Consider the following 14967-nt stretch of genomic DNA (forward strand, 5'->3'; position numbering starts at 1 on the left):
GTGTCCCCAGGATTGAGCTGCCCCGACAGTTTAGTATGACCTGCACTGACTATGCATCAGACCGGCCGACTTGCAGGCATCCTTCATGTCTTGATCGCATACGACGTCAGCCTCGCTATGAGCCATACGAAAGATATGGGCTTCGCCGACTGCAGCCTCCGTAAAGACCAGCTTGGAGCCAAGCATGGTCAAGTAGACCTTCTTTCCGAATTGGAGCGAGCGAGGATTGTCCTCAGTTCGGATGGTCAAACGCGATTGCGATTCATCAAGTGCATCAAGGACGCGAACAACATCGCAGAGCCAATAGTCCGGGCCATCGTAACTACCATGCGGCACTCGCACCGTGCACGGCACAAACACAAAGGCCCCCGGATCAAGCCGCTCCAATACTGCTTTTGTCCGATCCGAAACGAGCCACCATCCGTAGTAAGGCTCCAGGTCAATCGGCAAGCTGCCAGCCGATCTATCAACCACGAAGGGCGCAGGCGTGGTAGAAGCCGGCAGGCGGAATACCTTGTAGGGAGGAAGGATACTTTCGTCCTCGAGCCAATAGCCCGCCTTGCCTCCCACGCCGTAGTCGGGACCCATTTCGTAAAAGCGGCGCTTTCGCGCTCTGGGTCGTTTCGCGATAGAAACTGCCCTTTCCTCGCCCATGACTACATCCCATTGAACATGATGCCCATCGGGGCACGGCGAAGGACTACCATCCACTGCCAATAAAAAAGCCCGCGGCAATCCCCGCGGGCTCAAATTCATCTCGATGATGGCATTCTGCCAGTGTTTTGCCCGACGTGTCAAATGACCTATCCTCAATGGGATGCACGCAGCTCCCCTCGCGTATCGTTCCGGTCAATCATGCCAAACCGTCGGTACAGAAAAGAACAGGCAAGCCTTCGAATCGATCGGAGGTCTGGTAGCGGGCCGAGAAGCGCTCGCGCGAATCTCGACCGAATGTATCGCCGTCTTTGATCACAAGCCCGTGCTCAACCAGATAGAGGCAAGGCCGTCCACCTTGTTGATCAGTGTTGGAAGCGTCAGCTTGTGGGTCTCGAACTCGATTTCACGCTCAGCAAAAGCTGACAGCCCCATCGTTACTGCTCCGATGCCTGTCTTTGATCGGAACGGCAATATGTCCACCCACAGTGAGGAAGGATAGTCTGGATACGGCGCAAACGATCGGCTGGACATGTCCAACCATAGTTCGGCGGATCGTGCGACCTTGCCATTCCATACAACAGCGCAACATTCCGGCATGGTCGCGATCAATGCGCCGATGACAGCCGTCGTCAGACGAGCGGCGGGCAACGGACGCTGATTTTGGCCAAGCACTGAGACGATCAGATGCCCACGGTGCCGCGCCGCGGCCGCCTTAGCCTGCGGCCATGTCGTGGAAGCGCGCGACCACAAGCCGGGATCGTCAGGAATGCGCGCCGGCATGGACATGACGGCAACGAGGTCGTTGCCGCAGCGAATGAGCGGCGAGTTTGCCTGAACCTGTTGCGCGTCTCCGTTCTCAGCACCCTCAGTTGCCAGCTCAGGATGTCGCGCACGGATGGCCTTGGCAACCGCCAACATATCCGGCGTCACGGGATTATCCAATAAGACCAGAGAGAGAATCGAGTTACTCATCGACTGCCCCGGAAAAATTGCGGCGAGCCCGACAACTTCCGCTCGCGCCCAGAGGTTGAAACTTTGCTTCGTTAGAACAAATCAAGAACGTCGTCAATCGGTATTCCTTACCTGCATCATGAGACCACGCAACATCGATCGATCTAACCAATTTCGCCGTTGTCATTTGATGCAGGAACATTCCCGCCCTTGCCAAGTTTTCCCGATACCCTTCCCCAAGGGTGACCCCAAGGGCCCCAGCTCAATGCCCCCAAGCCCCCCGCGAGCTGGGGCCTCTTTTTTTGCCGCGCTGCACTTCCAAAAGATTCTTCCAAACAACTAGCAAATGACAACGACGGCCCGAAACCGGCGGCCTAGGCTTGATCCATCACCGCGCCTCACTCGGCATCGATCGGCAACGACAACGCCGGGGTCGCGCTCCCGCCTGCTCGCACGATGGACATGCCATGCAGAAGCGCCGACGTTTCAAGCAGACCACGACACTCACCGAACGTCTCGCCGAGGAGGCCGCGCGGCTTCGCGAGGAAGCGCGCACGCTGGCGCCGGGGCGCCGCCGCGAGATGCTGCTGCGCCGCGCGCGGCAGGACGAGACCGCCATGCACATCGACGCCTGGCTGCATTCGCCAGGGCTCAGGGCACCGACATGATGCAGCAATATCGCGCTTATCTCGTCGGCGACAACGGCGTGTTCCGCTCCGCCGAAGCGTTCGAGGCCGCGTCGGATGCGAACGCCCTCACCTTCGCGCAGCAGTTCACGCGGCACGGCAAGGTCGAGGTCTGGCAGCTCGGCCGCAAGATCGCCGTGCTCGAGCCCGAGTCATTCCCGCCGGGCGTTCTCACGCGTCAATGATCGCGTGATGCCGAGGGCGTCCTGAAGGTCTCGAAGGCGAACGAGAACTTGACCTGCATCACCGGACCTTTGGCATCGCGGACGTCGATCGCCATGGTCTGCCTGCCGCCCGCGGGCGGCGCGGAGAGGATGGCATCGCGCGCCATGTCCGCGACCGACTTGGCGGCCTCCGCCTGAACGGCCCGCGCGCTGGCCAGCTCCAACCCTTCCTCGTCGAGCGCTACACCGGTGTCGTCGCGCAGGTCGAAATAATATCGGGGCATGCGGCCTCCTTTGCCCGTAATAGGTCCGAAGCGGCCAAAGGGTTTCCGGCGCAGCGAAAAAATCTGGCGGAATCAACAGGTTCCTGGAACTCCGCGTTCCCGTCCGCGCGCGACGCGGAAGCACCTGGTGTCGCGTGCGTGCCCGGTCTCTTCAGGAGATGGAAGCGAGCGGGGCGAACCGACATTCGGCCCTTCACTCCTCCGCAAGTTTCCCGACGATATAGGCATCCACCGTCTCGGCGAACGAGCGCTGCACGCCGACCGCAGTCCCATGCTGGTCGAGCGCGTCGCGCTGGAGCACGCGCAGGCCACGGCCGCGCATGCAGGCCGGCGCCGTGTTCAGATATTGATCGATGGCACCTGTCGCGAGCGGGATGGCCTTCGGGTCGCCCCTTGCGATCAGAAGTCGCAAGAGGCTCTGGCATTCGGCAAACCTGGCATGGGATGAGCGCCTCACGCGCGCGATTTCGCCGGCCGCTTCACCGGCTGGGTGTGGGTGCCGAACAGCGCAAGCAAAAACGCGACTTCTTCCTTCGAACCGACCTGGATCATGATGATCTCCTTTTCGCTAGGTTGGTCGGACGCAGCCGGCGGGGCGTTCGAGACAATCTGGTTTCAGCACTGTTTCAGGCGTGTTTCGTCGGGGCGCACCATGTCCATGGTCGCCTGAATAGGAACAGCTTGTGGGATCAGAAAGTTATTCGGGCGTCGGTCCGGATGCACGACCGGCACCCCCAACGGCCTCAGCTCGCCCCCCGGGCTGGGGCCGTTTCTTCTCCCACGCAAATTCAACGCGAGCGCGCGTTCCGGTCTCGCATGGGTTTCTCCCAGGACAGCTTGTTGCAACCGGAACACCGGAAGATGGCGATCGCCCCCTCGGGTGAACTGACCGCGTCGATGAAGGTCATGGGCTTGTTGCACGCGGCGCAAATCGGCCGCTGCCTGGTGTCTTGATTCGCCATGCGCGCAAACGCGGGACTGCGGAAGAGGTTTCTATCGTTCTGGAGGTTCAGGGTGCCAGATTTTCGGAACCTGTTGCTGAAGTAGTGCCATCGATGCCGCGATCTGCTCGCGAGAACGGCGCAGCATTTGTCGTGTCGCCTGGCTTGCATCGAGCTGGTGCATTTTCTGCCGGTCGAGATACGCCTCGAATTCCTCGCTGGTGAGCATGACAAGCTCCCGTGTTGCCGCCCATTCGCAGACTAGGTCGAGAGACGATTGAGGACCGCTCAGAAGTGAACACATCGCGGGATGGCCGCCTGCGGGCTTTCGACCCAGCCGGTCTCAGGGTCCGCGCTTCTGCGTGACGAGCCGCAGCGCGATGCCGTGCTGCCAGGCGCGCACCCTCACGGCGGCTTCGCTGCGACCAAGCTCGCCGGCGATCTCGTCCGGCCGCCAGCCGGCTTCGGCCAACGCCTTCAGCCGCTCATGCTCTTCCGCTGTCCACTTCTTCAACAACGGGTAGCGTGATTGCATGGTCGGAAGCTGTCTCGCCTGCGGGATCGATGCAGGCGACAAGCGCGCGAAACGGGCGAAGTTCCTATCGGACGTTGCCATGAGATCTGCGACGGGGCGTCCCGCAGATGGGCCGACGACGGCGCTCGCTCAGATCCAGACGTCCTCGTCGCACGAGTCGCACCGATAGATCAGGATCGAGCAATCGCGCCTCACATCGAAGATCGAGGTCAGGCAGCGCGTATCCCTTTCGCATTTGGGGCACGCCGGCCTTGGCTTGTAATGGTGATCCGGCCGCGTTGCCGGGCCTGCTTGCTGTTCACTGCTCATCTCATTCCTCGTTGGAGGACTGAGTTCCTAAGTACCAAAGTGGACATCCGTTCCAATCACGCGGGTGGCGCTTCGAATAGAAGAGAGGGCCTGGACGCCGCATGATCGCGCGCGCTGATCATCGGCTTTGTCCTAAACGATCAAGCGGGTTTGTCCTGAACGATCAAGCCGGCTTGCTGTTGGCGGGTCCCCCCCCCGCAGTTCGTCCAGGCTCTCGACGGTGCAGATGCGCGCGGCGCGGCGGGCCAGCTCGTCGTAATTTTGCGCCACCTTGCGCAGCACGTCCCGCGTCTCGGGATATTCGCAATTGTCCGCCTTGGTGCGGAATTCTTCCGCCCGCATCCGCCAGTAGCGCGGAGGGTGCATCCGCTCGGCTCCCATGGGCCACTCCCCTCGATTGGTCCAACTGTTCATGTTTCTTAATGAAGAGCACGTCCGGGAGTTCCCGCGCAGATGTTCCGATTCCGATCACACGTGCAGATTGCGCAGGGATTGCAGCTGACGACGACAGCATCTCGCGGGAAAGATCGACTTTAGTTCAAATGCAGCAAGGCGGATTCGGCAGGATGCAATGGGTTCGCGCCATGCTGGAACATGTCCCTTGCGACAGACGCAACGGGATAGCTCGGAGAGACCGTCGATGTATGTCGTCGCCGCCGCGTTGCTGGTGCTGTCGGGACTGTTCTACTCCGCGAGCCATCACGAGATCGGCTCGTTCGGCGTGACCATGTGCACCTATGGCAGTGCGTTCTGCGACAACCCGCTGATCGTCTTTTCCGGCGCCGCGCTCGCCGGCGCCTGGGGCATGTTCGTCAGCATCAAATAGTCCGACCGCACGCGCTCAGGGACAAACGTCACGCCGGCGTACGTGCGGGGTTGTCGGTTTGCGCGACGGCCGGCCAGGCAGTCCTCGCGCTTGGGATGCGCGCAAAAGCGGGCACCCGGGAATTCTTCGATGATGCACTTATACAGTGTTTTGCCCGACGAGTCAAACTAAGATTCGCTTTATCAGAAATGAGCGAAGAGCGCGTTACGCGTGGCCCGGGAACCTTGTTCCCTCCTTAGCATTTGTGAAGGACGCGCCCCGACCGAGGTCCCTCCTGCCATGACCGACAGTGCCCTCACCCCGACGAAATCCGCGCCGACGCTGTTGCAAAGGCTGGGGCCGGGTCTCGTCACCGGGGCGGCCGACGACGATCCGTCCGGCATCGCCACCTATTCGCAGGCCGGAGCGCAATTCGGTTACGGACTGCTCTGGACGGTGTTTCTGACCACGCCGTTCATGATCGCCATCCAGCTCGTCAGCGCCCGGATCGGCCGCGTCACCGGCAAGGGGCTCGCCGCCAACGTCATGCAGATCGCGCCGCGCTGGGCGGTGCTGTCGCTGGTCGCCATGCTCGTCGCCGCCAACACCTTCAACATCGCAGCCGACATCGCCGCGATGGCGGAGGCGCTCTCGCTCGTGATCGGCGGCCTCAACCACGAGCACGCGCTGATCTTCGCGGCGGGCTCGACCCTGCTGCAGGTGTTCCTGCCCTATCGGCGCTATTCGCCGGTGCTGAAATTTCTCACCTTGGCGCTGTTCGCCTATGTCGCGACCGCCTTCACCGTCAAGATTCCGTGGAGCACGGCGCTGCTCGCGGCGGTGTGGCCGAAGACGAATGTCAGCGCGGACTATTTCATGATGGTCGTCGCCGTGCTCGGCACCACGATCAGCCCGTATCTGTTCTTCTGGCAGGCCTCGCAGGAGGTCGAGGAGATGAACCAGGGCAAGCGCGACAAGCCGCTGCGCGAGTTGAAGCGCGGCGGCAGTCCGGAGCTGGCGCGCATCCGGGCCGACACCCTCTCCGGCATGCTGCTCTCCAACGGCATCGCCTTCTTCATCATCCTCACCACCGCGTCGGTGCTGCACGCGAATGGCGTCACCAACATCAATTCGGCGACGGAGGCCGCCGAAGCGCTGCGGCCGCTCGCCGGCGACTTCACCTTCGCCCTGTTCGCGACCGGCATCATCGGCACGGGACTGCTCGCGATTCCGGTGCTGGCGGGCTCGGCCGCTTACGGCGTGGCGGAGATCTTCGGCTGGCGCGCGACGCTGGAGGCGAAGCCCGACGAGGCGGTCGGCTTCTACACCATCATCGCCGCGGCGACTGCGATCGGCTTCGGCTTAGGGTTCACCGGGATCGATTCGATCCACATGCTGGTCTGGAGCGCCGTGCTCAACGGCATCGTCGCCGTTCCGATCATGGCCATGATGATGCTGATCGTCTCGAGCAAGGCGATCATGGGCCGCTTCAAGGGCCGCTCATGGCTCGTCGCGCTGGGGTGGCTCGGCACCGCGCTGATGGCCCTGGCCGTGCTCGCTTTGCTCGGCTCGTCCGCGATCGGCTGACTAGCCTTGCGACAATAGCCGCAAAACGTCGCGTAAGGGCTGCAGCGGGCTTCACGCCGATCCGTGGTTGGCCTAACAATTGCGGCCAAGGCCGGGTCTACGACGAGGCTTCAAGAAAAAACAGAGCCCGGCCGGCGACAGGGAGCGACATGACCAGATCATCAAAAGCAACGAGTCTCGAAATTCTCGCCTGCGACGCCGGCTGGCGAAACTACCACTTCGTCAAGCTGACGACCGAAGACGGCATCGTCGGCTGGAGCGAATTCGACGAGGGCTTCGGCTCGCCCGGCGTCGGCGCTGCGATCCAGCGGCTGTCCGCCCGCGTCGTCGGGCAGAACGTTTTCCGGCACGAGCGTATCTACGCCGAGCTGTTCGCGGCCACGCGTCCCGCCGCCGGCGGCGTAGTGGCGCAGGCGCTCGGCGCGATCGAGAATGCGCTGCTCGATGCCAAGGCGAAGTGTCTCGGTGTGCCCTGCTACGAACTGCTCGGCGGCAAGATCCGCGACCGTGTCAGGGTTTATTGGTCGCATTGCGCGACGTGGCGGATCAATCATCCGTCCTGGTACAAGCCGCCGATCGAGAACCTCGACGGCGTCAAGGCAATGGGACGCGAAGTGCGCGAGAACAAGTTCACCGCGCTCAAGACCAACATCTTCTCCTACGACGACGGCAAGCCAACCGGTTGGCGACCGGGCTTCGGCTCGCCCTTCGCCCCCGAGATCAACGTCGATCGCAAGATCCTGCGCGACCTGCGCATGCATCTGGAAGCGATCCGCGACGGTGCAGGCCCTGAAGTCGACATCCTGCTTGACTGCAACTTCAACGCCAAGACCGAGGGCTATCTGGAGATCCTGCGCACCATTGCGGACCTCGACATGTTCTGGATCGAGATCGACAGTTTCAATCCGGAAGCGCTTGGTTACATCCGCAGGCAAAGCCCGCATCCGATCTCGTCATGCGAGACGCTGTTGGGATTGCGCGAATTCCTGCCCTATTTCCGCGAGCAGGCCATGGACGTCGCGATCATCGACACGCCCTGGAACGGCGTCTGGCAGTCGATGAAGATCGCAGCCGCTGCGGAAGCGTTCGAAGTCAACGTTGCGCCGCATAATTTCTACGGTCATCTTTGCTCGATGATGAACGCGCATTTCTGCGCCGCCGTGCCGAACCTGCGCATCATGGAGATCGACATCGATCGCCTCGCGTGGGACCGCGAGCTTTTCACGCATGAGCCCGAAATTCAGAACGGCCATTTGGTCATTCCGGACCGGCCCGGCTGGGGCACCGATCCGAACGAGGAAGCCCTTCGCGCGCATCCGCCGAAGACCAGCGGCGGATTGCTCAACTACGGCCGCAAGGGCTAGGGCGTCTTACGGCGTCACTGGATTGACGGTTGGGGACGTCTTTGGCCCCGGCCGCGCCGGCTCGATCGGTGATTTCGGTTCGGTCGGGAGAATTTTGGCGCCTGCGGCGCGCGCGGCTTCACCCGTGGTTGCGTACATCGCAACGTGGGCGGGCTGCGTCTTGGCCCGATTCCATGGTCCGTGATCGACGACGAGCATCGCAGCAATCGTCACCGCGGCCACAATCAACGCGATCACGCCGGGATGGCGAAGCGCTGAGGACATGGAATTTGCGAAGCGATCCGTTGCCATCGTGGAATCCATAGGTTTTTCCTCTCGCAGGTTAATGCAATCGGGTCCTGCGAGTTCCGCCCTTGGTCAATGCAAGTTCCAAGCGGGAACCTGAGCGCCACAAGGCATAGCGCCACAAGGCATTCAGTGTTTCACATCCGGCCGGGTATCGCCGACGAACCGGTCGCGGTTCGGCATTTTGACAGCCGCAAGCGATTTGGCATCGAGCGTCGCATCCGCTCCTACCAGTCCATTCAGGTTCAGAATATACGCGGAGACCGCATAAACCTCCTCATCGCTTAACGATTGCGGCGCGTTCTGCGGCATCGCGCGGCGGATGTAGTCGAACAGCGTCGGCGCATACGGCCAATAGCTACCGACCGTGCGGATCGGCTTTGGCGTTGCGATCGTGCCCTGGCCACCGACGAGCCGGTCACCGAGCCCGCCCTCGCCCTTGTCACCATGGCATGATGCACATTGTTGGGCGAACACCTCGCGCCCATGGCTGACCGAGCCACTTCCGTTCGGCAGATTGCTGCCGTCGCGGCCGATGTCGATATTCCAGCCCGCGATCTCCGCAGCTGTCGCGGGGCGTCCGAGGCCGTACAGGCTTTGTGCTTGCGCTCCGCTCGCGAACGCACACAGCAAGATGACGACAGCAATGCCGCAAGTCTCACGCCAGCGCATTGGTCACCTCGCCGTCAGCCGCGATGCGCCACGGCCAGATCGCGTTATTGTGGTAGAAATAGTTCTCGCCGCGCACCGCGAGCAACTCGGAGAGCGTCGGCTGCACATAGCCGGTCTCGTCGATGGCACGGCTCTGGATCACGGCAGGCTTGCCGTCCCACTGCCAGGGCAGGCGAAAGCGTGTCAACGCTCGCGTCAGCACCGGCTCCTGCAATTGCGCCGATTGCCAACTTTTTCCCTCGTCGACGGACACTTCGACGCGCGCGATCTTGCCATGCCCGCTCCAGGCGATGCCGGTGATCTCGTGGAAGCCGGGCGCGCTCAGACGTTGGCCGCCGGAGGGCCTCGTGATGATCGACTTCGCCTCCATGTAGAACGAAAATTCACGCGCGGTGCCGTCCGGCAGCAGGTCTGTGTATTTCGAGGTCTCCTCGCGCGAGTAAACCGGCTCGGCCGTCACATGCAGGCGGCGCAGCCACTTCACGCTCATATTGCCCTCGAAGCCCGGCAGGAACAGCCGCAGCGGATAGCCCTGCTGCGGGCGCAGCCGCTCGCCGTTCTGGCTGTAGACCAGCATGGCGTCCTCGAGGCATTTCTCGATCGGGATGCTGCGGGTCAGCGCAGCAGCGTCGGCGCCCTCGGCGACAACCCATTTGGCGTCCGGCTTCAACCCGGCCTCCTGGAGCACCAGCTTGAGGCTGACGCCGGTCCATTCTGCACAACTCACCAGACCCACAAGGTCTGACGCGGTCTTGCCGTAAGGCTTGCTGTAGCCGGGATTGCCGGAACATTCGAGAAAGTGGACGTGCGATTCCGACGGGAAACGCCTGAGATCGTCCATTGTGAAGATCAGCGGGCGCTCGACCAGCCCGTGCAGTATCAGCCGGTGCTGGGCCGGATCGATGGTCGGAACGCCGCCATGATGCCGCTCATAGAACAGTCCGTTCGGCGTGATGATGCCATCGAGCTCCTGCAATGGCGTCCGGCTGGAGGCCGAGATGTACTGCTTGAGAGTCTTCGAGATGTTCTTAACGACGCCCTTCTCGAACGACGATGGCGCGCCATAGAGCTGGCCCCCTGTCGGCTCGCCCGGCGCCTTCATCCATTCGGGAATGTTGGGTGGAAGGTTGTTGGTCCCGGCGGCAACCGATGCGCCGGCGCCCAGGACAGTACCACCCGCAGCGGCAGCGCTGCCGCGCAGAAAGTGACGGCGAGTCGTCCCCGCGGATTTGTCGTCGGCGTCGCTCGTGCTGCTCATGTGCGGACCCTCGGATGAAGCGCGACCCGCATGAAACATTCTGCGACGAGCATTTGCAATTCGCACCTGTTTCAAAAACAGGCGATTTCGATCTGGACTGATCTAAATCCGGTGCCGACGACGGCAATTCTCTTCTTCGCAACGCAAAAACGGCTCGTCGTCACTCGCCCGGCGCGATCGCATTGCTCGGGGTTGGCCGGTCGGCGATCTGCTGGCCGAACAGGCTGCCGATCAGTTCGACCGCGGTGCGCGCGGTGCGGCCACGCTCGTCGAGGAACGGATTGAGCTCGACGATGTCGACTGAACCGACTACGCCGGAATCGTGCAGGAGCTCCATGATCAGATGCGCCTCGCGATAAGTCGCTCCACCCGGCACCGTCGTGCCCACGCCAGGTGCGACGCTGGGGTCGAGAAAATCGACGTCGAAGCTGACATGCAGTACGCCGTTGCTGGCCCTGACGCGCTCTATGACGCGGCGGATCAGCACGGCGACGCCGAATTCGTCAATCTGGCGCATGTCGACAACCCTGATCCGGCGCGAGCGCATCAACTCCTTTTCGAGCTTGTCGATCGAGCGCGCGCCGAACAGGTCGAGCCTGTCGGGATCGATCGAGGCGCGCGGATCGTCGCCCAGCAATCCGTCGAGGCCGGGTTCGCCGCACAGAAATGCCGCGGACATGCCGTGCATGTTGGCAGTGATCGTCGTTTCCGGTGTGTTGTAGTCGGCATGGGCATCGAGCCAGAGCACGAACAGCTCGCGTCCGCGCTCCTGCCAGTGACGTGCCATGGCATTCACCGACCCCATCGACAGCGTGTGATCGCCGCCGAGGAAAATCGGCAGCGCGCCGGTTTTCGCGATCTCGTAGCCTCTACGGCTCAGCACGCGCGTCCAGCGCTGGATTTCGCGGTAGTGATTGGCATTCTCCGGGGGCCTGTCTGCGAGGTCCCGGAGCTCGGCCACCGAGAGATCGCCGTAATCGACGACCTCGAAATCCAGGCTCTCGAGCAGTGTCGCAAGGCCGGCGGTGCGGAGCGCCGCAGGGCCCATCAGCGTACCGCGCTGCGAAGCCCCCATGTCGATGGGAGCGCCGAGCAAGGCGATGCGCCGGGCTCGATCCGTTGTGGTCCGGTCGGTCACAGCTGTCTCCTGAGATCAGCAAGATTGAGCCAGCCTAACAGAGATTCGCATCCGTCGTTTCACGGGGGCAGTCCGCGCAGGGGCGCATCGGAACAAAAGCCCGCGCGCCGAATTGCTCATTCAAGGCCGGTACCCGCCGTAAAAACCACGGCGCCTGTCGCGGATAGCCAAAGGTCATCTGACCCGCTGTTCAGAACGAGCGCTCGCGCGGATAGCCAAAGGTATCGGCCTCCGTCACATGATCGGAGGTCGCGCACTTGAGCACGGAGATCCCGCAGTCCACCTCACATCCTGGCATGGCCGAGCGCGCCATCGATGCCGCGACGGACGTTTCCCGCACCATCGGTGAAGTCGCGGGTGGCCTGCATGCAGCTGTCGACCGCATGACCTCTGCTATCGACGAAGCGCGAAAGCCGGGCCGGCCCCTCGCGACCGTCGCTGCGATCACGCGCGAAGCGCCACTCGCCAGCCTGTTCGTTGCTTTCCTGTTCGGGGTCGCGGTCGCGCGTCGGCGCTAGAAATCGAGCGGGCCCCGTTCAGGCGGCGCTGACGGCTTCGCACTCGGCTGCGAGGAATTGCCGCTCGAATGCTTCCGCCGGCATCGGACGGCCGAAGAAATAGCCCTGGCCTTCCTCGCATCCCATGCTCACCAGGAAGTCGGCCGTAGCGCGATTCTCGATGCCCTCGGCCACGACCGTCAGGCCGAGCTGTTTGCTGAGGCCGATGGTCGACCCGACGATCGCGGCATCGTCGGAGTTCGCGAGCAGACCGAGCACGAACGACCGGTCGATCTTGAGCCCATCGAGCGGAAACTTCTTCAGATAGCTCAGGCTCGCATAGCCAGTGCCGAAATCGTCGAACAGGACGCGGACGCCGAGCTGCTGGATGCGCTTGAACATGTCGAGCACGCGAGCTTCATCGTGAAGCAGGATGTCTTCGGTGACCTCGAGTTCGAGCAGCGATGGGGTGAGCCCCGTCGCTTCGAGCATTTCCGCAACCGAATGCGCGAGGTCGCCGGAGTGGATCTGCGAGGGCGACAAATTGATCGCGACCCGCACTCTGTCGCCGGACAATTCCCAGGCGCGTGCCTGCCGGCAGGCGGTCTCCATCACCCAGTTTCCGATCCGCTCGGACAGGGCTGAGCTGTTGACCACCGGCATGAACTCTCCCGGCGAAACGTAGCCGCGCACGGGATGCCGCCAACGGATGAGCGCTTCGGCTCCGACCAAGCTGGCGTCGACCAGGCGAACCTGGGGCTGGTAGAACAGCTCGAACTCGCCCCGGTCCGCGGCAAGCGCCAATTCGCTCTCGAGCGTCAGCCGGTTTTCCAGCTCCTCCCGGATCGCGCTCTCGAAGACCACATAACCGCCGCGCCGCGTCAGCTTTGCCTTGGTCAACGCAAGATGGCCGTTGCTCAGGAGCTCGTCGGCGCTGTGTCCGCCTTCCGGATGGACGGCGACGCCGATGCTGATCCTGACGCGATGCTGCCGCGTGCCGGTCGCAAGCGGCGCTTCGAACGCGCGCGCGATGCGCTCGGCGAATTCTGCGATCGGCTCGTCGCCATCGGCGCCTTTGCGCGCAATGGCGAATTCGTCTCCGCTAAGCCGGGCAACGACAGCGCCGTCGCCCGCCTCGGCTTTCAGGCGACCAGCGACCGCCTGCAGCACGAGATCTCCGGCGGAATGACCGAGCATGTCGTTGATGCTCTGGAAGCCGTCAAGCCCGATCACGAGCAGCGCGACCTCGCAAGGGCGCTGCCCCGCATCCGCGATCTTGCCGACCAGTCTGGCATGCAGCGTGTTGCGGTTGGCAAGACCGGTCAGTGCGTCGTACTCGGCGAGATATCTGACGCGTTCGGCCTCGCGCTTGCGGACCGAGATATCGCGCAGGATCGCTCCGTATTGAAAGCCGTCCGTTCCCTGCCAGCCCGAGAAGCTCGCCTCGACCGGGAAAGTTTCACCGTTCTTGCGCCGTCCTTCGAACTCGACGACGACCGCCCCGCCGGGGACCAGGAGGGCCTGGCGCGCGGCATCGCGCATGGACGGCCTCGCGTCACCGTCCACTGACACGGCGCACAACGTTTCGAACGGGCGGCCGATGATCTCGGCGGGCATATAACCGAAGATCGCACTGGCGCCGGGATTCCACACGGTGATCAGCTGACCTTCGTCGGTGCAGACGAGGCCATCGCCGAGCGACATCGCGATACGATGAAAGCGGCTTTCGGCGATGCGCCCCAGCAGACCGCGGAAATCGATTTCGTCGAGTGCGATTGCCGTCAGATAAGCGACAATCGCGATGTGGAACAGCGATGTGTCGATGATGAAGGGCCATCTTGCCTGCACGAGGACCGCAACTAGCTCGAAGGCCGCCCCGGCCGAGATCAAGATTGCGACGCGAATTCCCGGTGCGAAGCGGCGCCACGAATACACCATCAGCAGGCAGATCACCGCGAGACCCAGGATCATTCCGGTATCGGAAGTCCAGCGCAGCATCCGGTTCTGGAGGATCGATTCCGCTGCCAGCGCCTGGAGGATGGGTCCGGAGATGATGCGCCCGTTAGGAACGCTGAAGCGGTCGCCGAGTTCGAGCGCCGTCGCTCCAATGATGATCTTCTTGTCTCTCAGCCTGTCGAGAGCGGCGGCTTTGCCGCGGAGCACGTCGACATAGGAGACACTTGGAACGGAGCCCGCCCGAATGCTGAAATCGATCAGGAACGGCGACCGCCGATTGGCGTCCTGCCCGGCCAGCACGACGGCCATCGACGGCATCAGGGCATCGCCGAGCTTCTCGCCGAACGGATATCGGCGAACGAGCCCGTCGGATTCGATGGCGACATTGACCAGCGCGGGCCACGACTGGTTGCCGAACGGCTTCAGGGGGCGATTGATGTGAGCTGCGCCGCCATTCGGCGCCGGCTGCTTGAAGGACGGCAGGATGGTCGAGCCGCCTGCCTCACGCAGCGCGTTGACGAAAGCCTCGTCGGAGGCCGGATCCGATGGCGAGCTGAAGTCGACGTCGAAAGCGACGTCCTGTGCCCCCGCGGCCTCTAACCTCTGCAACAGTTCCGCGTGCAGCCGGCGCGGCCAGGGCCATACCCCGATCTGGTCGATTGAGGGCGCGTCAATGGCCACCACGACGACGTTGCCGCTCGCGGCACGCGATTGCCATGTGAACCGCAGGTCGGTCAGCGCGTTGCGAAGCGCACCATGCCACCCCGTGGACAGCACGATCGCCAGCGCGGTCACGACTAGAATATGCGGACGATAGCGCTTCACTCCGATCCTCCCGCGCACCCGCTTCTGCGGTTGCGCCCCCTCATCCCCAGGAA

At 62.9% G+C, this 14967-nt stretch carries 18 protein-coding genes; 6 read left to right on the forward strand and 12 right to left on the reverse strand.

Translation table 11 applies throughout. The annotated features are described in order from the left end of the window. Nucleotides 1-30 precede the first annotated feature (30 nt). Together BRA1417_RS0132085 and BRA1417_RS41270 are read right to left on the reverse strand one after the other, a co-directional pair. Nucleotides 31-798, reverse strand: coding sequence for an imm11 family protein (locus BRA1417_RS0132085; RefSeq protein ID WP_156949014.1), 768 nt, complete (start codon nucleotides 796-798; stop codon nucleotides 31-33). Nucleotides 799-969: 171 nt separating this feature from the next. Beyond that, entirely contained in the window at nucleotides 970-1629 is a 660-nt protein-coding gene (locus BRA1417_RS41270; RefSeq protein WP_245286302.1) for a hypothetical protein, read from the reverse strand. 446 nt (nucleotides 1630-2075) lie between these two features. Between BRA1417_RS41270 and BRA1417_RS0132095 the strand changes: the two genes are divergently transcribed. Both BRA1417_RS0132095 and BRA1417_RS0132100 read left to right on the forward strand, forming a co-directional pair. Next, a complete protein-coding gene (locus BRA1417_RS0132095) occupies nucleotides 2076-2276 on the forward strand; it encodes a hypothetical protein (RefSeq protein WP_027519291.1) in 201 nt (66 codons plus the stop codon). Beyond that, a complete protein-coding gene (locus tag BRA1417_RS0132100; RefSeq protein ID WP_027519292.1) occupies nucleotides 2273-2479 on the forward strand; it encodes a hypothetical protein in 207 nt (68 codons plus the stop codon). Before BRA1417_RS0132095 ends, BRA1417_RS0132100 begins: the two co-directional genes overlap by 4 nt. Here BRA1417_RS0132100 and BRA1417_RS0132105 read toward each other — a convergent pair. The 5 genes from BRA1417_RS0132105 to BRA1417_RS41275 form a co-directional block, all read right to left on the reverse strand. Further along, the gene (locus BRA1417_RS0132105) at nucleotides 2473-2742 is read right to left on the reverse strand and encodes a hypothetical protein (RefSeq protein ID WP_027519293.1); all 270 of its coding nucleotides are present in this window, start codon (nucleotides 2740-2742) and stop codon (nucleotides 2473-2475) included. The two genes, BRA1417_RS0132100 and BRA1417_RS0132105, sit on opposite strands and share 7 nt — an antisense overlap. A 193-nt stretch (nucleotides 2743-2935) precedes the next feature. Further along, nucleotides 2936-3199, reverse strand: a complete 264-nt coding sequence (locus tag BRA1417_RS0132110) for a hypothetical protein (RefSeq protein ID WP_027519294.1) — start codon at nucleotides 3197-3199, stop codon at nucleotides 2936-2938. A 536-nt stretch (nucleotides 3200-3735) separates the two neighbouring features. Then, nucleotides 3736-3912, reverse strand: coding sequence for a hypothetical protein (locus tag BRA1417_RS45065; protein ID WP_198034878.1), 177 nt, complete (start codon nucleotides 3910-3912; stop codon nucleotides 3736-3738). A 114-nt stretch (nucleotides 3913-4026) separates the two neighbouring features. Next, complete coding sequence (locus tag BRA1417_RS0132135) at nucleotides 4027-4218, reverse strand: hypothetical protein (protein ID WP_027519295.1); 192 nt, start codon at nucleotides 4216-4218, stop codon at nucleotides 4027-4029. Between the two features lie 441 nt (nucleotides 4219-4659). Beyond that, the gene (locus BRA1417_RS41275; RefSeq protein ID WP_051448426.1) at nucleotides 4660-4908 is read right to left on the reverse strand and encodes a hypothetical protein; all 249 of its coding nucleotides are present in this window, start codon (nucleotides 4906-4908) and stop codon (nucleotides 4660-4662) included. Nucleotides 4909-5167: 259 nt separating this feature from the next. Here BRA1417_RS41275 and BRA1417_RS0132145 point away from each other — a divergent pair, with 259 nt between their 5' ends. The 3 genes from BRA1417_RS0132145 (at nucleotide 5168) to BRA1417_RS0132155 (ending at nucleotide 8283) form a co-directional block, all read left to right on the forward strand. Continuing rightward, nucleotides 5168-5353, forward strand: coding sequence for a hypothetical protein (locus BRA1417_RS0132145; RefSeq protein WP_007612773.1), 186 nt, complete (start codon nucleotides 5168-5170; stop codon nucleotides 5351-5353). Between the two features lie 279 nt (nucleotides 5354-5632). Continuing rightward, complete coding sequence (locus BRA1417_RS0132150; RefSeq protein WP_027519296.1) at nucleotides 5633-6919, forward strand: NRAMP family divalent metal transporter; 1287 nt, start codon at nucleotides 5633-5635, stop codon at nucleotides 6917-6919. Between the two features lie 149 nt (nucleotides 6920-7068). Beyond that, nucleotides 7069-8283: a mandelate racemase/muconate lactonizing enzyme family protein gene (locus BRA1417_RS0132155; RefSeq protein WP_027519297.1), complete on the forward strand. Its 1215-nt coding sequence runs from the start codon at nucleotides 7069-7071 to the stop codon at nucleotides 8281-8283. 6 nt (nucleotides 8284-8289) lie between these two features. Here the strand turns inward: BRA1417_RS0132155 and BRA1417_RS0132160 are convergent, their stop codons facing one another. The 4 genes from BRA1417_RS0132160 to rocF form a co-directional block, all read right to left on the reverse strand. Further along, nucleotides 8290-8586, reverse strand: coding sequence for a hypothetical protein (locus BRA1417_RS0132160; RefSeq protein WP_027519298.1), 297 nt, complete (start codon nucleotides 8584-8586; stop codon nucleotides 8290-8292). 111 nt (nucleotides 8587-8697) lie between these two features. Next, nucleotides 8698-9240 (reverse strand): c-type cytochrome, encoded by a 543-nt coding sequence (locus tag BRA1417_RS0132165; RefSeq protein ID WP_027519299.1) that lies wholly within the window; start codon nucleotides 9238-9240, stop codon nucleotides 8698-8700. Continuing rightward, nucleotides 9227-10498, reverse strand: a complete 1272-nt coding sequence (gene soxC, locus BRA1417_RS0132170) for a sulfite dehydrogenase (protein WP_027519300.1) — start codon at nucleotides 10496-10498, stop codon at nucleotides 9227-9229. Before soxC ends, BRA1417_RS0132165 begins: the two co-directional genes overlap by 14 nt. Before the next feature lie 160 nt (nucleotides 10499-10658). Then, a complete protein-coding gene (rocF, locus tag BRA1417_RS0132175; protein ID WP_027519301.1) occupies nucleotides 10659-11636 on the reverse strand; it encodes an arginase in 978 nt (325 codons plus the stop codon). Between the two features lie 257 nt (nucleotides 11637-11893). Between rocF and BRA1417_RS0132180 the strand changes: the two genes are divergently transcribed. Beyond that, a complete protein-coding gene (locus tag BRA1417_RS0132180) occupies nucleotides 11894-12154 on the forward strand; it encodes a hypothetical protein (protein WP_027519302.1) in 261 nt (86 codons plus the stop codon). Nucleotides 12155-12172: 18 nt separating this feature from the next. Here BRA1417_RS0132180 and BRA1417_RS0132185 read toward each other — a convergent pair whose 3' ends face one another. After that, a complete protein-coding gene (locus BRA1417_RS0132185) occupies nucleotides 12173-14914 on the reverse strand; it encodes an EAL domain-containing protein (protein ID WP_027519303.1) in 2742 nt (913 codons plus the stop codon). Between the last annotated feature and the right edge of the window lie 53 nt (nucleotides 14915-14967).

The sequence above is a fragment of the Bradyrhizobium sp. WSM1417 genome, from assembly GCF_000515415.1.
Taxonomy (GTDB): domain Bacteria; phylum Pseudomonadota; class Alphaproteobacteria; order Rhizobiales; family Xanthobacteraceae; genus Bradyrhizobium.